The sequence below is a fragment of the Acidisphaera sp. L21 genome (assembly GCF_009765685.1).
Taxonomy (GTDB): domain Bacteria; phylum Pseudomonadota; class Alphaproteobacteria; order Acetobacterales; family Acetobacteraceae; genus LMUY01.
This window is the reverse complement of record NZ_LMUY01000045.1, coordinates 71,376-90,143: the sequence shown is the minus strand read 5'-3', so window position 1 is coordinate 90,143 and position 18,768 is coordinate 71,376. Positions and strand designations below refer to the sequence as shown.

At 68.4% G+C, this 18,768-nt stretch carries 17 protein-coding genes; 12 read left to right on the top strand and 5 right to left on the bottom strand.

Annotated elements, in window-relative coordinates; genetic code table 11:
- Window position 1: 1 nt before the first annotated feature.
- A complete protein-coding gene (locus GSQ76_RS10080) occupies window positions 2–613 on the bottom strand; it encodes a LysE family translocator (RefSeq protein ID WP_158743773.1) in 612 nt (203 codons plus the stop codon).
- 170 nt (window positions 614–783) lie between these two features.
- Here GSQ76_RS10080 and GSQ76_RS10075 point away from each other — a divergent pair, with 170 nt between their 5' ends.
- A complete protein-coding gene (locus GSQ76_RS10075) occupies window positions 784–1,629 on the top strand; it encodes a lipid-binding SYLF domain-containing protein (protein ID WP_158743772.1) in 846 nt (281 codons plus the stop codon).
- Between the two features lie 44 nt (window positions 1,630–1,673).
- Here the strand turns inward: GSQ76_RS10075 and phaR are convergent, their stop codons facing one another.
- Entirely contained in the window at window positions 1,674–2,366 is a 693-nt protein-coding gene (gene phaR, locus GSQ76_RS10070) for a polyhydroxyalkanoate synthesis repressor PhaR (RefSeq protein ID WP_158743771.1), read from the bottom strand.
- A gap of 89 nt (window positions 2,367–2,455) precedes the next feature.
- Between phaR and GSQ76_RS31730 the strand changes: the two genes are divergently transcribed.
- The 4 genes from GSQ76_RS31730 to phbB all read left to right on the top strand — a co-directional run bounded on the left by GSQ76_RS31730 (window position 2,456) and on the right by phbB (window position 5,829).
- Window positions 2,456–2,746: a hypothetical protein gene (locus GSQ76_RS31730; RefSeq protein WP_254070337.1), complete on the top strand. Its 291-nt coding sequence runs from the start codon at window positions 2,456–2,458 to the stop codon at window positions 2,744–2,746.
- Window positions 2,718–3,713: an alpha/beta fold hydrolase gene (locus GSQ76_RS10065; RefSeq protein ID WP_254070336.1), complete on the top strand. Its 996-nt coding sequence runs from the start codon at window positions 2,718–2,720 to the stop codon at window positions 3,711–3,713. The genes GSQ76_RS31730 and GSQ76_RS10065 overlap by 29 nt, the downstream gene beginning before the upstream one ends.
- 37 nt (window positions 3,714–3,750) lie before the next feature.
- Entirely contained in the window at window positions 3,751–4,938 is a 1,188-nt protein-coding gene (locus GSQ76_RS10060) for an acetyl-CoA C-acetyltransferase (RefSeq protein ID WP_158743770.1), read from the top strand.
- A 168-nt stretch (window positions 4,939–5,106) separates the two neighbouring features.
- Window positions 5,107–5,829, top strand: coding sequence for an acetoacetyl-CoA reductase (gene phbB, locus GSQ76_RS10055; protein WP_158743769.1), 723 nt, complete (start codon window positions 5,107–5,109; stop codon window positions 5,827–5,829).
- 108 nt (window positions 5,830–5,937) lie between these two features.
- Here the strand turns inward: phbB and GSQ76_RS10050 are convergent, their stop codons facing one another.
- Both GSQ76_RS10050 and GSQ76_RS10045 read right to left on the bottom strand, forming a co-directional pair.
- A complete protein-coding gene (locus GSQ76_RS10050) occupies window positions 5,938–9,939 on the bottom strand; it encodes a translocation/assembly module TamB domain-containing protein (protein ID WP_158743768.1) in 4,002 nt (1,333 codons plus the stop codon).
- Complete coding sequence (locus GSQ76_RS10045; protein WP_158743767.1) at window positions 9,939–11,786, bottom strand: autotransporter assembly complex family protein; 1,848 nt, start codon at window positions 11,784–11,786, stop codon at window positions 9,939–9,941. Before GSQ76_RS10045 ends, GSQ76_RS10050 begins: the two co-directional genes overlap by 1 nt.
- Before the next feature lie 45 nt (window positions 11,787–11,831).
- Here GSQ76_RS10045 and GSQ76_RS10040 point away from each other — a divergent pair, with 45 nt between their 5' ends.
- The 5 genes from GSQ76_RS10040 (at window position 11,832) to GSQ76_RS10020 (ending at window position 16,834) form a co-directional block, all read left to right on the top strand.
- Entirely contained in the window at window positions 11,832–12,854 is a 1,023-nt protein-coding gene (locus GSQ76_RS10040; protein ID WP_254070335.1) for a 1-acyl-sn-glycerol-3-phosphate acyltransferase, read from the top strand.
- Between the two features lie 192 nt (window positions 12,855–13,046).
- The gene (gene miaB, locus GSQ76_RS10035) at window positions 13,047–14,417 is read left to right on the top strand and encodes a tRNA (N6-isopentenyl adenosine(37)-C2)-methylthiotransferase MiaB (protein WP_158743765.1); all 1,371 of its coding nucleotides are present in this window, start codon (window positions 13,047–13,049) and stop codon (window positions 14,415–14,417) included.
- Window positions 14,418–14,479: 62 nt separating this feature from the next.
- A complete protein-coding gene (locus GSQ76_RS10030) occupies window positions 14,480–15,472 on the top strand; it encodes a PhoH family protein (RefSeq protein ID WP_158743875.1) in 993 nt (330 codons plus the stop codon).
- A complete protein-coding gene (ybeY, locus tag GSQ76_RS10025) occupies window positions 15,456–15,944 on the top strand; it encodes an rRNA maturation RNase YbeY (RefSeq protein ID WP_158743764.1) in 489 nt (162 codons plus the stop codon). The genes GSQ76_RS10030 and ybeY overlap by 17 nt, the downstream gene beginning before the upstream one ends.
- Window positions 15,941–16,834 (top strand): hemolysin family protein, encoded by an 894-nt coding sequence (locus GSQ76_RS10020; RefSeq protein ID WP_254070334.1) that lies wholly within the window; start codon window positions 15,941–15,943, stop codon window positions 16,832–16,834. The genes ybeY and GSQ76_RS10020 overlap by 4 nt, the downstream gene beginning before the upstream one ends.
- 4 nt (window positions 16,835–16,838) lie before the next feature.
- On the opposite strand, the gene GSQ76_RS10015 is transcribed toward GSQ76_RS10020, so the two are convergent.
- Window positions 16,839–17,816, bottom strand: coding sequence for an NADPH:quinone reductase (locus tag GSQ76_RS10015; protein ID WP_158743762.1), 978 nt, complete (start codon window positions 17,814–17,816; stop codon window positions 16,839–16,841).
- Between the two features lie 149 nt (window positions 17,817–17,965).
- Here GSQ76_RS10015 and GSQ76_RS10010 point away from each other — a divergent pair, with 149 nt between their 5' ends.
- The gene (locus tag GSQ76_RS10010; RefSeq protein ID WP_158743761.1) at window positions 17,966–18,523 is read left to right on the top strand and encodes a NifU family protein; all 558 of its coding nucleotides are present in this window, start codon (window positions 17,966–17,968) and stop codon (window positions 18,521–18,523) included.
- 5 nt (window positions 18,524–18,528) lie between these two features.
- Window positions 18,529–18,768, top strand: a 240-nt coding sequence (locus tag GSQ76_RS31725) for a nitroreductase family protein (RefSeq protein WP_254070333.1), incomplete at its 3' end; no start/stop codon positions are given.

Sequence of the window (18,768 nt, the reverse complement as noted above, 5' to 3'; positions counted from 1 at the left end):
CCTAGACGGAGCGGCGGATTTCCACCGCTCCGAACACCGCCAGCACCGCCCCCGCCACCCGATCGATCCACCGCCGCGCGCGTGGCCCGATCGCGTGGCGCACGGCGCTGACCCCGGCCACCACGCCACACCACCACACCATCGACCCGGCGAGCACGCCGCCCACCGTCGCCGCCGCACTCCCCGCCGCGAACCCTTCCGGGGGTGCCATGCTGGCGAAGATGGCGGCAAACATGATGATTGTCGGCGGGTTGGTCAGCGTCAGCAGCACAGCGCTGGCAAAGGCCCGCCCGGCGCCCACCACCGGGGCGTCCGCCGCCGTATCGGACGGCCGGGCAAACACCGTGCGCACCCCCAGATACAGCAGGAACAGCCCGGCGGCGAAGTGCAGCGGCTGCTCGTGCGCCAGCATGAAGCGCGACAGCCCCGCCAGCCCGAGCACCGCCACGCAGGCATACAGCCCGTCTCCCATCGCGATCCCGGCACCGGTCGCGATGCCGGGTCGCCAGCCCTGCACCAGCGTGCGGCGCATCAATAGCAGGCTCATTGGCCCCACCGGCGCGGCCACGGCCAGCCCGAACCCCATGCCCTTCAGCAACAGCCAGATCGTCATCGCACACCTCAAATCTCGTTCCGATAGGAGCACGAGAACGCCCGCAAATGCCAGTGCATGTGCGGATTCGCAACATTAGCTAAAGAAAATACCAAATGGGATGAGGTTTCCTTTGTAACCTCCTATTGCGACGCTATAAGTGCCCCGAGTCGTACGGGAGGATCTTCGTCATGTACCGGTCTGGTCTGGCAATGGCGTTTGCTGCCGCAGTGGCTGTGGCGCCCCTCGCTGCCCACGCGCAAGCCGAGCAGCAGGCGCTGGTCGATCGATCCACGCTTGCCGCCCAGGATCTTCTCAACGAAGCCACCGGCAAGGACGCGCAGAGCGTTCTGCGCCGTGCCCGCGCCGTTATGATCTGCCCGCAGGTCTTCCGTGCCGGTTTCCTATTCGGCGGCCAGGGTGGCGATTGCGTGCTGGTGGCCCGCGACGGCAGCGGTTCCTGGTCTTCCCCCGCGTTCTACGGCCTCGGCTCCGGCTCCTTCGGGTTCCAGGCGGGCATGCAGGATAGTGAGGTCATGATGATGATCCTCACCGAAAAAGGCCTCCGCGCCGTCATGGACGACCAGTTCAAGGTCGGTGCCGATGCCGGCGGCGTGCTGGTGAAGTGGGGCGGCGGGGTCGAGGGTGCGACCACTGGCGCGGTGGGCGCCGACATCGTCGGCTTCGCCAAGTCCCGCGGACTCTACGCCGGCATTTCCCTGTCCGGCAGCGTCATGACCACCAAGAGTGAGTGGAACCGCGCCTATTACGGCAAGGAAGAGGCCGCGCAGCAGATCGTCTTGTCGATGGACGCCAACAACCCCGGCGCCTCGCCGCTGCGCGAAGTGTTGGGCCGCTACGGCGCAAGCGTCACCGCCGGCACGCCGGTCGCATCCAACGCTATCCCGATCGCCAGCGCCGAGCCAGTCTCGCCCGTCCAGGCCACGCCGATGTCGGCACCGTCCACCCGGCCCAACAGCTACCCACCGGTGCAGCGCCAGACCCTGCCGGTCCCCCCGAGGGCACCGCGCTACTAGCAATCGTGGCCATCTAGCGCCCCAGGCCTACTGGGGCGCTGCGCCTACGCCTCGGGTGTCTTTTCCGCTGCTTTCTTGCCGGTGCGCGCTGGTGCTTCCGTCTTCAGCAACTCCGCCTTCAGCGCCTCGGTGCGGGCGGCGGCCAGTTGCTGGCGCAGCGTGTCGATCTCGTGCTGCAGCGCCACCATCTCGCCACTCGGCGGATCGGGCGGCTGCGGCGCCGGGGCCTCGCCATTCAACGGAGTCGGCAGGCCGCTGCGATAGAACGGGGTGAACAGGCTCATGGCCCGCTCCATCATTTCCACGTTCTGGCGGCCGATATCCTTCATGCCGGGGAATAGATTGCCCATCGTCTGCTGCATCGCCGTTCGCATCTGCTCCTGCTGGGTGGCGAAGGACGACATTGCCTGCTCCAGATACGAGGGTACGAATTGCTGTAGGCTGTCGCCGTAGAACCCAATGATCTGCCGCAGGAATGCCGTCGGCAGCATGGCCCGGCCCTTGCTTTCCTCTTCCACGATGATCTGCGTCAGCACACCGCGCGTAATGTCCTCGCCCGTCTTCGCGTCGTACACCACGAAATCCCGCCCAATGCGGATCATGCCGGCAAGGCTGTCGAGCGTGATGTAACTGGAGCTCTCGGTATTATAGAGACGACGATTGGCGTATTTCTTCACCACGACCGGCGGCTGCTCGGCTTTCCCGTCCGGGAGCGGATTAGAATCGGACACTGACATTGGTTCCTCCATGCAACGCACTATAGCACGCGTGCGTCTTGGTGGCGTAGGCCGCGTGTGGGCGTTCACGATATCTGGTGACGAAATTAATGGAATTCATCGACCCGCAGGACTGGATAACTATCTGGCAAAGCGAAATGTCGGCCCTCGCCGTCGACCAGGAATATCACGAGGCAATCACGGCAGCATCTACCGCCTGGACAGGGCTGCTGCGTGACGCACGGAATGACCAGCCGGCCGGACGCGCCAGCCCCGATGCGCCGCCGCGGCCCGCGCCCGTTGGGCCTGCATCTAGGCCTGGCGATGACGTCGAGCGCCTCCAGCGCCGCATTGCCGAGCTCGAACGCAGCCTTGCCGCCGCTACCCCCGCCAAATCTTGACCCGGCCTTCGTGCGCGGCATCGCCGCCTATCGCCGTCACCCCTACCAGCGCGACCTAGCCGACCCGCCCGTCCTGTGGTCGGAGGGCGGCAGCCGCCTGCTGGATTACGGCGGCACCGGCCCATTGCTGCTTGTGGTGCCCAGCCTCATCAACCGCGCCTACGTTCTGGACCTCGCGGCCGAGCGATCCATGCTCCGCTTCTGGGCCGCCAATGGGGTTCACCCGGTGTTGCTGGACTGGGGCTGGCCCGGCCCGCTCGAACGTCAGTTTACTCTTACCGACTACGTCGCCATCCGCCTCGCCAACGCCATCGCCGCGCTACCCGGCCCGGTCACCCTCGTCGGCTACTGCATGGGCGGCTTGCTCACCCTGGCTGCCGCCTTGCGTGCCCCAACCCGCGTCAACGGGCTAGTGCTGCTCGCCACCCCCTGGGACTTCCATGCCGCCGATCCCCAGGCCGGCCCCCGCGCCAGCGCTGCCGCGATCCAACTCGGCCCCATGCTCGCTGCCGGCGCCCTGCCAGTGGACGCCGTGCACGGCATGTTCGCCATGCAGGGGGCCGAGGGCGTCGCCGCCCGCTACCGCACCTTCCCCGACCTCGACCCAGCCAGCGAGCGCGCCCGCATGTTCGTCGCCCTGGAGGATTGGCTGTGGGACGGCATGCCCCTGGCCGGCCCCGTCGCGGCCGAGTGCATCGGCGGCTGGTATGGCGAAAACACGCCCGCCACCGGCCAATGGCGGATCGACGGCACGATCGTCGACCCGGCGGCCCTGCGCATGCCCACCCTGGTCGCCATCCCGTCCCGCGACCGCATCGTCCCCCCTGAAAGCGCGGCACCCCTGGCCGGCCTCATCCCAGGCGCAACGATCCTTCGCCCGGCGGGCGGCCATGTCGGCATGGTGGTGGGCGCGCGGGCGCACTCGGAACTGTGGCAACCGGTGCTGGGCTGGTTGCACGCGCAATGACTGCCTATGTTAAGGGCAAAACAGGGAGTTTGCCGCTATGTCTGCCTCCGCAAACGACGACATCGTCATCGTCGCCGCCGCCCGAACCCCGGTCGGCAGCTTCAACGGCGCCTTCGGCAACGTGCCCGCGCACGTCCTGGGCACCGCCGCGCTCAAGGGCGCGATGGAGCGTATTCAGCTCGACCCCGGCGACGTGGATGAGGTGATTTTCGGCCACGTGCTCACCGCCGGGCTGGGCCAGAACCCGGCGCGGCAGGCCGCGATGGCTGCCGGCATCCCCAACAGCAAGACCGCCTTTGCCATCAACCAAGTCTGCGGCTCTGGCCTACGCTCCGTCGCACTTGCCGCCCAGCAGATCCGCACCGGCGAAAGCGCGATCGTGATCGCCGGCGGGCAGGAGAGCATGAGCATGGCGCCCCACGCCGCCTACCTGCGCGCCGGGCAGAAGATGGGCGACCTCGCCATGGTCGACACCATGCTGAAGGACGGGCTCATCGACGCCTTCCAGGGCTACCACATGGGCACCACGGCCGAGAACGTGGCCAAGCACTACCAAATCACGCGCGAGCAGCAGGACGCGTTCGCCGCTGCCTCCCAGCAGAAGGCCTCCGCCGCGCAAAAATCCGGCAAGTTCAAGGACGAGATCGTCGCCGTCACGGTCAAGGGCCGCAAGGGCGACACCATCGTCAGTGACGATGAATACATCCGCCACGACTCCACGCCCGAACTGATGGCCAAGCTGCGCCCCGCCTTCTCCAAGGACGGCACCGTCACCGCCGGCAACGCCAGCGGCATCAACGATGGCGCCGCCGCCCTGGTGGTGATGAGCGCGTCCGAGGCCGCTCGTCGTGGCCTCACACCGCTCGCACGGATCGCCTCCTTCGCCACCGCCGGCGTCGACCCGGCGGTCATGGGCACGGGCCCGATCCCCGCCAGCCGCAAAGCGCTGGAGCGGGCAGGCTGGAAGGCCGACGAGTTGGACCTGATGGAGGCGAACGAGGCCTTCGCCGCCCAGGCCTGCGCCGTCAACAAGGACCTCGGCTGGGACACCAGCAAGGTGAACGTCAACGGCGGCGCCATCGCCATCGGCCATCCGATCGGCGCTTCGGGCGCCCGCGTGCTGGTAACCTTGCTGCACGAGATGGCCCGCCGCGACGCGCACAAAGGCCTCGCCACCCTTTGCATCGGCGGCGGCATGGGCGTCGCCATGTGCCTCGAGCGGTAGGCGCGGGCGCCACGACACCCTCTCCAACTCCCCGCCCTTAACCGGGCGGGGAGACTTTTTAACCGCTGCCGAAACTCTGCGTTGCGCTCCGCGCGTTAGGAGGCAAGGATATTGCTAGGCGCCACTGTGGATTGAACCGCACGGCTAGCCGTATCAGGGAGGAACAGCATGGCAAGGGTAGCCCTCGTCACCGGTGGAACGCGCGGGATTGGTGAGGCGATCAGCGTGGCACTGCACGCCGCCGGCCGCACCGTCGTTGCCAGCTACGTCGGCAACGATCACGCCGCAAAGAGCTTCAGTGACGCGACCGGCATTTCGGTCGCCAAATTCGACGCGTCCGACTTCGCCGCCTGTGAAGGCGCGGTCAAACAAATCAGCGAGCAGCACGGCCCGATCGAAATTCTGGTGAACAACGCCGGCATCACCCGGGACGGCACCATGGCCCGCATGTCCCGCGACATGTGGGACGCGGTGATGGATACCAACCTCGGCTCGTGCTTCAATCTCTGCAAACTCACCTTCGACGGCATGCGCCAGTCCAAGTTCGGCCGCGTCGTGAACATCGGCTCGATCAACGGCCAGGCCGGCCAATACGGCCAGGTCAACTACGCCGCCGCGAAATCCGGCATCCACGGCTTCACCAAGGCCCTTGCGCAGGAGGGTGCCCGCTTTGGCATCACCGTCAACGCGATCGCCCCCGGCTACGTCGATACCGAGATGGTGCGCGCCGTCCCCCCGGACGTGCTCACCAAGATCGTCGCCCGCATCCCGATGGGTCGGCTAGGCCATGCCAGCGACATCGCCCGCGGCGTCGTGTTCCTCACCAGCGATGATGGCGACTTCATCACCGGGTCCACGCTGTCCATCAACGGCGGTCAGCATATGTACTAAGCCCAGGGCTCCGCCCTGCACCCGGAAGGGGACAGTCGTCCCCTTCATCCCTTCAAGGGGTCCAGGGGATGACTATCCCCTGGCGGGGTATGGGGCCGCGCCCCATGCTTAATACTCGAACTGGTAAGACAACCCGACGCTATTCCCGCCCGCGCCGGTGCCAACGTCCGTCTCCGCCTTCAGCCCCTTATAGATATCGATCTGCACGGTCGCCTGCGTATTGGCGCCGGTCGTGCCCTGTTTCGCCCCCACATACACGCCGTTAGCGACGTATTTCCCCGCCTCGATCGTGGCGGCACTGCTGCCGCCGCTGCCTCCGCTGGCGCCGCCGCCCACCGACAACCGGTCCAGCCCCAACCCCTTGCGCACGCCTTCCAGCGGGTTCGACGCACCGCTGGTGGTCCCGGACAGATCGGCCAACGCCGCGGCGATTTCGGCATATTGGAACGGCCCCAACTCCTTCGTGCTACGCCCGAACAGCAACTGCGCCAGCACTTCGTCCTGCGGCGAGGGCGGCGAGGACGACAGCGTGATCTTCGGCGCACTGGCATAGCCGCTCACGATCAGCATCGCCGTCCCCGTGCTCGTAGCCGAATCCGCCTCGAAATCCAGCGACGGGTCGATCTTGTTGGTCACCCCCGCGCCAACGAAACTCACCTTGCCCCGCGCAAACGTCAGCGTCGTGCCCGCCAGGCTGAACGTGCCCCGGCGCATGTCGAACCCCCCGATGATCTGCGGCGCCGCCGTGGTGCCGCCCACATGCAGCCCGCCGCCCAGCACCGCATCCATGCCCCGCCCGCGCACGAAGATCTGCCCCGGCGTGTCCAACTGCAGGTCCAATCGGATCACCGGCCCCGGCTTCGGCGGCGCTGGCGGCGGCACACCCGCGATCCGCACCGGCAGTACCGCAACGGAAACGGGGAGGTGCTCCGGAATGTTGATGTTGGCCTGCCGGATGGCGATTTTGCCGCTTGCCGACAGCATGCCTTCCACATCGCCGCGCACGGCCAGGTCGGCGTCCAAATCCGCCGTCAGCCGTTCGCTCGCCAGCGGCCGGGCGTTGCGCATGGTCAGCGCAATATCCACCGGCATCGCCCCCTGCAGCCCCACCGTGCCGCTGGCGGAGATGGTGCCGTTCCCAGCCTTGCCCGTCAGGCTGGCAATCCGGATGGTCTGCCCGCTGCCCTGGATGGTCGCGGCCAGCGCCGTCACGCGAACGCCCTGGCCGAAATCCTGCACCTCGCCATTCGCCAGCGTCACCGTGCCGCTGACCTGCGGGGCGGCGACGGTGCCGTTCACCCCTGCATCCAGGCTCACCTGGCCGCGAGCCCGCCGCCCATCCGGCGCCAGGATCGGGTCCAGCATCGCCAGATCAACCCCACCGGTCGCCCGCACCGCCAGCGCCCCAGCGCCCACCGGCACCCGCCCGGTCACCGCCAGGTTGGACCGCCCGGCGGACAACCGGGCATCCACCGTCGCCGACTGCCCTGCCAATTGCGCCGTCGCGGTGATGTTGGCCGGCGGCAGCGCCCGTGCCTGCCCGCTGCGCATGTGCAGCCCGGTGGCCGTCAGCCGCACCGTCCCAGATGGCGCGGCCGGTGTGCCCGTCAGCTTCGCATCCGCGCTGATCTCCCCCGTGGCATCCACCGCCGGCGCAAACGGCTTGGCCAGATCCGGCGTCACCCCCCGCAGCGAGGCAGTCAGGTTCAGCGCCGGTGTCACCCGGCCGGCCAACTCCAGCACCGCCTGCTGCAGCCCGATGCGCAGCCGGTCCACCGCCACCCCGTCCCCGAAACTGACGCGGGCAGGGGCCAGCAAACGGATCGTCTGCCCCTTCCAATCCGCCGTCAGCGCCGCAAGCTGCACCGTCCTAGCCGTCGCGTTCAGCGTGGCCGCAGTGTCCACCGTGGCATTGGCACCGGCCACATTGCTCAGCGCGGCATTCAGTTTGATGGCCAGCGCGTCCTGCGGCCCGTTCACTGCCAGCTTGGCCGTGCCGCCCATGCCGCTCGCCTCGATCCCGTCCGCGTTCAGCGTTGCGGCCACCACCGGGCGAGTCGTGGGGTCGGTCACTCGGGCCGCCAGCACGGCGCGCCCGACGCTGCTGCCGGGAATGCCGGCGCGAAGGGCCGTCAGGTCCAGCTTGGCCACGCCGCCCTGCATGTCCGCCACCGCGGTCACGCTGCCGCTGACGGCCTGGCCCACCAGGGCGCGCAGATCCTCCAGCCGCGTCATGCGCAGGCTTACCTTGCCGTCCGGCAGAGTGGCCCCCGGCGCCATCGTCACACCGCCCTCGGCGTGTAGGCTCTTCCAATCCGCCTTCTCGATCGTGGCACGCAGCACGCCGTCCGCCGAACGATCCGCGTGCAGCGACAGGTTCAGCGGCGCGCCCTCCAGCGTGCCCTGCGCCACCACCGCCCCGGCGGGCTTGCCGGGCAACCCGGTGGCGTTCAGCGACACCTTGACCGGCCCACGCGGCACACCCTTGGTGCCGATATCGCCCGCGACATTTGCCGCGACGGTCAGATCATCCGTCGGCCCCTTCGCCGTGCCCTCGACCGTCAGCGCGCCCTCGATGCTCGCGGCCAGCACGGCCAGATTGCTCAACCCAACCTTGTACCGGACGTCCAGTGCGCCAGCCTTATCCGTCCCGCTGGCATCCAGGCTCAGCGTGCGGCCGGCCAGTTGGGCTCGGCTGATGGTGATGTCGCTGCCGGTCATCGCCACCGTCACGCCCAGCTTGGCCGCATCGCCGACCAGGCCGGGCACCGGCGCCATCCCGCCGGTAATGCCGAGCGTGCCATCGACCGTCACATTCGTGGTGCCGCCGGCCATCGTGGCATCGACCGCCAATTGCGTCCGCCCCTGCAGATCCACCCCGCCCACCGCCGCCAGCGGCTTCAAATCCGGCGCCGTCAGATCGACATGCGCGGTGATGTCGCCCCCGGTATTGGCCGTCCCCTTCGCCTGCAGCAGGGGGTGCGTCAGGGTGAAATTCAACGGCCGAGCCGGCGTGTCCAGCCGGGCATCCGCCTGCAGCACCAGCGGCGCACCAGCCAGCAGATCCGGCTTCGGCCCAGGAATCCGCAGCCCCTCCACCGTCGCGCGCAACGCCGCCGCGCCCTGGTTGCCCGACAGATCGGCGGACAAGGTCGCGATCTGGGCGCCACCCGCCGCCAACCCGCTCAGCCGCAGCGTCCCCGTCGCATCCGGCTTGGTGAACGGCCCATGCACATGCGCGTCCAACGCCACCGACTGCCACGACACGCCCGGCGCCGGAGTCATCGCCGGGGCGTTCGCCACCACGTCCAAATCCGCCGATTGCCCGGCAATATCGACCACACCCTTCGCCGTCGCGTGCAGCGGCCCGGCAGCCAATTCCAGCGCCGTCGCCTCCGCCGTGCGGGGACCGTCCACGCTGGCAGTCAGCCCGATCGCGCCGATATCCGGCAGCTTGGCAATGGCGGCGATCAGCCCCTTCGGCGGCTCCGCCACGCGCAACCGGGCGGCCAGATGCGTCGGGTCGATCGTGCCATGCACCTCGTAGCTCCCCGGCGAATCCAGCCGGTCGATCGTCACATCCGCATCGCCATCCTCCAGCGAGGCGAGGTGCGCCTTGCCATCCAGCGCCACCACGGCGGCCACACCCGCCACCGGCTTGCCAATCTCGGCCCGCCGCACATGGATCGCTTCCACCGACACACGCACCGGCAGCGAAAACGGCTCGTTGCTAGCGGGCGACGCCGTGGACGCGCTTGGCGCCGTCTCCGGCAACCGCGCCACCACGATCCGCCCGGCAGACAGCATCTCGACCCGGGCCTCCTTGTGCAGCAGGGCCAGCGGCGACCAGTCCAGCGCCACGTCGTCCAGCGTCAGCCACGCACCCTTGGCGTCTCGCACCTCCGCATGGCCCAGCCGTAGCGCGTCTGGAAACCGCCCCGCCAACCCGGCGATCTCGATCTGGCCGCCCGTCAACTGCCCGGCTAGCCGCTCCACCAGGCGCCGGCCCGGGTCGATGTTCAGCAGCAGGATCGCCGCCAGCACCACGAAGATCGGTGCCAGCACCAGCACGCCAACCACCCAGCCGAGAATCCGCAGCACGGTGCGCATCAGAAAGCTTGCCCCAGCCCGATATAGGCCTCCGCGATCTCATCCTTGCGCCGCTTGTTCAGCGGCACCGCAATGTCCAGCCGGATCGGCCCGATCGAGGTGTAATACCGTGCGCCAATCCCCACGCCCGTGAACAGCGTGCCGCTGAACGGGGCGGACGTGCTGCCCACCTGGCCCGCATCCACGAACGCCACCGCGCCCAGGCTTTCGCCGAACCGCTGTCGGTACTCGATGGTGCCCGCCGTGACGGACGTCCCCCCCGTCGGCCGCAAACTGGGAAAGCGCGGCCCGAGCGACTGGAACCGATATCCCCGCACCGTGGCGCTCCCACCCGCATACAGCCGCTGGTCTGGGGGCACCTCGAACGTGCTGGCGCCCTGGATCGACCCCACCATCCCACGCACCGCAAGCACGCTGCGCCCCTCGGTTGCCGCCAGGTTGAAATAGGTCGAGCCACTGGCCACGATCGAGGTGAAGAACGTGCTGTTGCCCCCGAACGGCGCCGTCGGCGTCACCACCAGCTTGCCCTTGATCCCATGCGTCGGGTTGAACAGCCCATCCGGCCCGGTGCTGTCGTACGTCACGCCGATCGGCACGCCGACCAGGCTGTAATCGTCGGTCATCCCCTCCTGCGTCACCCGCTCCTGCACGCCGCTGATCCCGACGGAGCCGCTCCACTGGTCGGTGAACTTGCGGCTGAACGACACGCCGCCCAACTCCGCCTTGCGGCTGTAGGCGTAGAGGTTCTCCTTCACGTAGCCCGCATTGTACGTCAGCGACTGGTCGCGCCGCAGCCAGTCCGGCTGGGTGAAGGTGGCGTTGAAGTTGTAGCCGGCGCCTTTCACCTCCGCCCCCGTCTCCGCCTGCGTAATCGCCGCCCCCAGCGTCAGCGTCTCCGCGTTGCCGAACACGTTGCGGTAGGTGAAGGTCGTTCCCGCCGTCGGCCCCGTATCGGTCGAATACGCGATGTTGAACGACACCGCATGGCGCGGCCGTTCCGCCACGGTGAACGTCAGCGGGATGCTTCCATCCGGCGCCAGATGGTCCGGAATGCGCGCGTCGACGGAGGAGAAGATGCCGCTGGCCGACAGGTCCTGCCGTGCTTTCTCGATCGTCGCCGGACTATATTGCTCGCCCGGATGCACCAGCAGGCGCCGCCGGACATAGCTGTCGTTGGTGACCTTCAACCCGTCCACGTCGATCGCGCCGATATCGACCCGCGGCCCCGCATCCACGTGGAACGTCACGTCCAGCACCTTGTCCGCCGGCGTCTCCACCGCGTCCGGATTGCTGACCTTCGCCAAAGCATGGCCGCTCGCCCGCAGCGAATCGAGCAAATTGTCCTGCGCCGCCAATACCGCGGAGGCGATGGCCGGGTCACCCGGCTTGATGCCAAGCTTGGCCCGGTCCGCATCCGAAATCGCGCCATCCACCGTCACCCGGCGCAGATGGAAGACCGGCCCGCGGTCCACCGTAATGGCGATGTCGGCCTTGCTATTGGCCGGCTTGGCCGCCAGCGCGTCGGGCAATCCCGGATCGTCCAGCGCGCGGCCATCGATGCGGACCATGGCCTTGCCGTCGTAATAGCCGAAGCTGTGCAGCGCGGTCTGCAGCCGGTCCTGATCGCCCTGCGCCCGCGTCACCAGCGCAAACGGCCCCACAGGCGCGCTTTCCCGCAGCGATATCAGCGTCGAACTGTCATGCAGCGCGCCGTCGATCGCGGCATCCCCGGTGGGCGCTATTTTAATGTCGTACGGTTGTGGGTCCGCGGCCCGTGCCGTGGGCTGGATCGTGGTCGCAACTGCGGCGAACAGGGCCAGGCGTCGGATGATGCGGCGGCGAGGCATACTTCGCGCTATACAGGGATAGATCGCAAATAACGAGACGTGTTAATGCGCCAAGTGACGCCCTTTGGTCACTGCTACGTCATTGTTCCAGCGCCCTGCACAGGCTATTTCCGCACCATGGCAGCCCCACTCAGCAGCCGGCGTGGCTCCGAAGGCCGCTCCGCCATCCCAGGTTTCAGCGATGCGGCGGCCCACAAGGCCGGCCAGTGGCAGGACGACATCAGCAGCGGCCGCCGCGTGCTGCGTGGCATGCGCGTGGTGCGTCGCGGCGTCATCGCAGTGCTTTGGACACTACTGTCCTGCGTGGTGCAGGCCGTGCTGCTGGCGCTGCCGGGCCGGGCCAAGGTGTCGTTCGCCCGGCTCTACTGGTCTGTCTTCACCTGGCTGATCGGCGTGCGCGTGCGCGTCGTCGGCGCACCGATGGCGAACGGGCAGGGGCGCCGGGTCATCTACGCCTCCAACCATTGCTCGTGGCTCGACATTCCCGTACTCGGCGGCCGGCTCGAGGCGTGTTTCGTGTCCAAGGACGAAATCGCCACCTGGCCCGGCGTCAGCCTCGTCGCCCGCCTGGGCCGCACCGTCTTCGTCACCCGCACCCGCGGCGCCACGGGGCGGGAACGGGACGACATGCGTGCCCGGCTCGAGCACGGCGACGACCTGCTGCTGTTCCCCGAGGGCACCAGTTCCGACGGCAGCCGGGTTCTCCCGTTCCGCTCCGCGTTCTTCTCCATCGCCGAGGGTCCGCAGCCGCCGCTGATCCAGCCGATCTCCGTCGTATACGACCGGCTCGGCGGCCTGCCGACCCGGCGCAGCACCCGGTCATTTTTCGCCTGGTATGGCGACATGAACTTGACCGATCATTTCTGGCACCTGGCGCAATGGCGCGGCATGCGGGTGACGATCCTGGTGCATCCGCCGCTGGACCCGCGCGACTTCCTCAACCGCAAGGTCCTGGCGCAGGCGACGTGGGATGCGGTGGCCGCCGGCGCCGCCGCCATGCGCCAGAACCGGGAAGACCAGGCGCTGCTTCTGGTGCATCCCAGCCTCCCCGCCCAGGCCGCAGCGTGACCTTGGCGCCACCACGCCGCACTCGTCATCGTTACGATGCTTGACAGTCGGGCCGCCCCGTCTGTCACTCTGATCCCATAAGAATGGAGGCCCGAATCCGCTGCGGACCTTGACCCGCCTGCGCGTGAGGATAAGTGCTCCCGCTTCGCTGCCGGGCTTCTCCGGCGGCGGTGCCTGGAAGCAACTGGCCCCATGACCGATCCGAAGCGCCTGCACGTCATCACCTGGGGCTGCCAGATGAACGTGTATGACAGCGCCCGTATGGCCGACGTGCTCGCCCCGCTGGGCTACGCGCCGACCGCCACCGCCGATGACGCGGACATGGTCATCCTCAACACCTGCCACATCCGCGACCGCGCGGCGGAGAAAGTGTTCTCCGAACTCGGCAAGCTGCGCCGGATCAAGGACGCCCGGGCCGAGGCCGGTCACCGCACCGTGCTCGCCGTCGCCGGCTGCGTCGCCCAAGCCGAGGGCGAGGCACTTCTGGAACGCGCGCCCTACGTCGACATCGTGCTCGGCCCGCAAACCTATCACCGCCTGCCGGAAATGGTCGCCCGCGCCGCCCGCGCCGCTGGGGCCGTGATCGAGACCGATTTCGCCACCGTCGAGAAATTCGACGCCCTGCCGGAACAGGCTGCCACCCAAGGCCTCACCGCCTTCCTCACCGTGCAGGAAGGCTGCGACAAATTCTGCTCCTTCTGCGTCGTGCCCTACACCCGCGGCGCGGAAATGAGCCGCCCCGCTATGGCCGTGCTCGCCGAGGCCCGCCGCATGGTCGCCGGGGGCACCCGCGAAATCACCCTGCTGGGCCAGAACGTCAACGCCTGGTCCGCGCCCGGCACCGACGGTTCCACCTGGGGCCTGGCCGACCTAGTCCGCGCCCTGGCCGCGATCCCGAACCTGCTGCGCATCCGCTACACAACCAGCCATCCCCGCGACATGAACGACGCCCTCATCGCCGCCCACCGCGACATCCCCGCGCTGATGCCGTTCCTGCACCTCCCCATCCAATCCGGCTCCGACCGGATGCTGACGGCCATGAACCGCCGCCACACCGCCGACGAATACCGCCATCTGGTCGGCCGCTTGCGCCAGGCCCGCCCGGACCTTGCGCTGTCGTCCGACTTCATCGTCGGCCACCCTGGCGAGACCGACGCCGACCACGCCGCCACCATGGCCCTGGTGCGCGACATCGGCTTCGCCCAGGCCTACTCGTTCAAATACTCGCCCCGCCCCGGCACGCCCGCCGCCGGCGCACCCGCCCAGGTTCCGGAGGCCGTGAAGGATGCGCGGCTGCAGGAATTGCAGGCGGCCCTGCGCGACAGCCAGGCCGCGTTCAACGCCACCAGCGCCGGGCAGATCGTTTCCGTGCTGGTCACTGGCCCCGGGCGACGCCCCGGACAGATGGGCGGCCGCACCCCCGCGCTGCAGCCGGTGCACTTTCCCGGCTCCGCGTCGCTCATCGGCACCGAGGTCCCGGTGAAGATCGTCGCCACCACCCCCACATCCCTGTCCGGGATCCTTGATCCCGGATTTCTGGTAGAGGAGCTCGCCCGCGCTTGACACAACCCGCCCCGGCCCTTGCCGTGACCATCCCGCCTGGCCTCACCGGCCGCGCAGTGACGATGCAGTTCGAAGACAATGCCTTGTTGCCGCTGCTGCTCGGGGATCATGACCGGCATCTGTCGCGGCTGGAGCAAGGGTTGGGCGTGCGATTGGCCTGTCGCGGCAATCGCGTGTCGATCAGCGGTGATCCGGCGCGGGTCGAAGCGGCACAAGCCGCCCTCGGTGGCCTGTGGCAGCGCCTGCGCACCGGTCAAACTGTCGCCAGTGGAGACGTGGACGCCGCCATCCGCATGACCAACGCCCGCACGGCCGAGGCCGACCCACGCCTGCCCCTGGCCGATCTGCCCGCCATCCGCACCCGCCGCGGCTCCGTCGGCCCACGCTCGCCCGGGCAATCCTCCTATATGGAAATGCTCAGCCGGCACGAGATGGTGTTCGGCATCGGCCCCGCCGGTACTGGCAAGACCTACCTCGCCGTCGCCCAGGCCGTGGCCATGCTGCTCGCCGGCCAGGTCGAGCGGATCGTGCTATCCCGCCCGGCCGTCGAGGCTGGTGAGCGCCTCGGCTTCCTGCCCGGCGACATGAAGGAGAAGGTCGACCCCTACCTGCGCCCGCTCTACGACGCATTGGGCGATATGATGCCCGGCGACCAAATGGCCCGCCGCATCGCGGTGGGCGAGATCGAAGTTGCCCCGCTCGCCTTCATGCGCGGCCGGACACTCAGCCATGCGTTCGTCATCCTGGATGAGGCGCAGAACACCACCCCCGCCCAGATGAAGATGTTCCTGACCCGCATGGGTGAGGGCACCCGCATGGTGATCACCGGCGATCTAACCCAAATCGACCTGCCGCCCGGCACCCGATCCGGCCTGCGGGAGGCGCTGGACACGCTGGAGGGCGTGCAAGGCATAGGTGTTAACCGTTTCGATGTACGAGACGTGGTGCGCCATCCACTGGTTGCGCGTATAGTGGATGCTTACGAGCAACGGGCGGTGGCCGAGCGGGATACCCGCGGCCGCGCCAAGCGGGAGAGTGATGGAGCCCCCAAGTAGTCGAAGCCTAGCCCCTCAGGGCCAGGCTTTCGCGGACCCCGGCGAACCCCCACGATTGTGGGGGGATAGCCCGGCGATCATCGTAGCGGACCCCGCTTGGCGCAGGATGGTGCCCGGGGCCGACCGGCTGGCGGCTCGCGCTGCCGTCGCTGCGGGCGGCGTGGGCACGGTCGTGCTCGCGTCCGACCTCGCGGTGAAACGCCTGAATTCTCGCCATCGCGGCCGCAATAAACCCACGAACGTGCTCACCTTTGACAGCGGTGACGTCATCCTCGCCGCCGGCGTGGTCCGGCGGGAGGCGAAGGCCGCCGGCCGCCGCATGTCCCACGTGCTGGCGCATTTGGTGGTGCACGGCGCCCTGCATCTGCGCGGCCACGACCATGGCGGTGCCGGCGAGGCGCGGCGAATGGAACTGCAGGAGGCGCGTATCCTGCACGCCCTCCGCGTCCCTAACCCATGGCGCCGCACATGAGCGACACCAGGGGCCGCCACTTCCTGCACGGCATCCGCCAGCTATTTTGGCGCCGCAATGCCGAGCACAGCCTGCGCGACAGCATCGCCGAATTGGTGCAGGAGGCGGAGGACGCAACGCAACAGCCCGGCGAGCTTCCGGAACTAGACCGCCAGGAACGCGCGCTCATCGCCAACGTGCTGCGCATGCGCGGCACCACCGCCGACGACGTGATGATCCCCCGCGCCGACATCATCGCCATGCCGGTGGACGTGACATTGGACCAGGCGCTTGAACAGATCCGGCGCGAGGGTCATTCGCGCATGCCGGTATTCCGGGAGCAGTTGGACGAGATCGTCGGCATGGTCCACATCAAGGACGTGTTCGGCTATGTCGGCCGCCCGGATGCCTTCGAACTCGAAGCGATCGTCCGCTCACCCCTGATGATCGCGCCACAAGTGCCCGTGCTGGATCTGCTGCTGCAAATGCGCCAGGCCCGCATGCACATGGCCCTGGTCGTCGACGAATACGGCGGCATCGACGGCCTGGTCACGATCGAGGATCTGGTCGAAACCATCACCGGCGATATCGCCGACGAGCACGACGAGGAAGACGTCCCCCTCGTCACCGAACGTCCGGACGGCACGTTGGACCTGGATGCAAGGCTGCCCGTCGATGATTTCGAAACCCGCTTCGGCGCGGTGCTGACGGACGACGAGCGCTCCGCCGACATCGACACCGTGGGCGGCCTCATCTTCACCATCGCCGGCCGCGTCCCCTCCCGCGGCGAGGTGGTCACCCACCCCTCCGGCATGGAATTTCGCGTTTTGGATGCCGACCCCCGCCGCATCCGCCGCCTACGGGCCAAATTGCCCCAGACCAACCCGCCCATCGCCGACGCGGCGGAGTAGTCTGCTAGCCCATCTCCAGCACCACGTTGCCGATGACGCGGCCCTGCTCCACCGCCTCGTGCGCCGCAACGATGTCCCGCAGCGGCAGCCGCAGACCCACCGCATGCTGCAATGACCCGGCGGTGAGCATCGCGCCCAACCCGGCCTCGGCGATCGCCCGGTCTGCGTCGCTCAGCTCGTAGACGATGAAGAACGCAGCGGTGATGCTGTTGAACAACATCCAGCCCACCGGCACCGCCGATTCCGGTGCGCCGATGCCATAGATCGCCACATGGCCGCGCGGCCGCAGCGTGGCGGGCAGATGCCGGGCATTGGCGGTGAAATCCACCTCCACCACCCCATCCACACCCAGCCCATTGGTCAGCGACCGGACCTTCTCCCCCAAATCGTCCTTATGCCGATCGATCGTCGCGTGCGCCCCGGCTGCCGTGGCATGGGCGGCCTTCGCCTCGCTGCTGGTCGTGGTCAACACCTGTGCCCCACGCGCCCGGGCAATCTGGATTGCGTAATGCCCAACCGCACCAGCCCCGCCCGCCACGAGCAGAGTGCGCCCCGGCTCGGCCCCAGCTAGCCGCACCGCCTGCCACGCCGTCAGCGCGGGGATCCCCAGGCACGCGCCCGCCGCCCAGTCGACTTCGGCTGGCAGCAATACCGCCTGGCGGGAGGGCAGGGCGATATACTCTGCCGCCGTGCCCCATGGCCGCTTCCACTGGCCATTCCAGATCCACACGCGCTCCCCCACCCGGCTCTCCGGCACGCCAGCACCGACCGCATCGATCTCCCCGGCGCCATCGCTATGCGGGATGATCCGCGGCCCCGGCATCGGCCGGCTCCCCGCGCGGCTTTTCACGTCCGACGGGTTCACCCCCGAACTGCGCAGCCGCACCCGCACCTCGCCCGGCCCAGGATTCGGCGTGGGCATCTCCTCGACCCGCAGCACGTCTTTGGCAGCGCCCTGGCGCTCGTAGAAAGCAGCGAGCATCGGTGTTCTCCTGTTTCTGGTCCGCCGTCAGCGTCGGCGTGCGGACCCCGCAACCCTTCTACGCCGAGTTCGCCCTTGCTTCACGCCACCCGATCGCCAATTAAGACAGGTGACAGGACCGGCGCGGTCCCCATTCGGAAGGTTCGCAGATGTTCATCGAGACCGAGGGCACCCCAAACCCGGCAACCCTGAAGTTTCTGCCCGGGCGGGACGTGATGGGGGACGGCACCGCCGACTTCGCCACCGCTTCCGCCGCCGAGCGATCCCCGCTGGCCCACGCCCTGTTCCAGCTCCCGGGCGTGGCCCGCGTGTTCCTGGGCGGCGATTTCGTCACCATCACCAAGTCCGACCTGGCCGATTGGCAGACGCTGCGCCCGGAAGTGCTGGGTCTGATCATGGAGCATTTCGTCGCCGACCGCCCGGTCATGGAAGGCACGCATGACGCGCTGGACGAGGACGTGGCACCGGAAGATCGCGAGATCGTGGAGCAGATCAAGGAACTCCTCGACACCCGTGTGCGCCCGGCCGTCGCCAGCGATGGCGGCGACATCGTGTTCCGCGGCTATCGCGAGGGCGTGGTGATGCTGCACATGCAGGGCGCCTGCTCTGGCTGCCCGTCCTCCTCGGCCACGCTGAAGCACGGCATCGAGAACATGCTGAAGCACTATGTTCCGGAGGTTATCTCCGTCCAACAGGTCGAGATGTAGCAGCGATGCCGATCGACGAGAGCGCCAAGGCCGCGCTGTTCACCGAAGCCCGCACCCACAACAAGTGGCGTGACGAGCCGGTGTCGGATGACACCCTGCGGGAGATCTATGCCCTGCTCAGCATGGGCCCGACCTCGGCCAACGCATCCCCGGCGCGGTTTGTGTTCCTGCGCACGCAGGACGCCAAGGACAAGCTGAAGCCCGCTCTGTCCGCTGGCAACCTGGACAAGACGATGTCCGCCCCC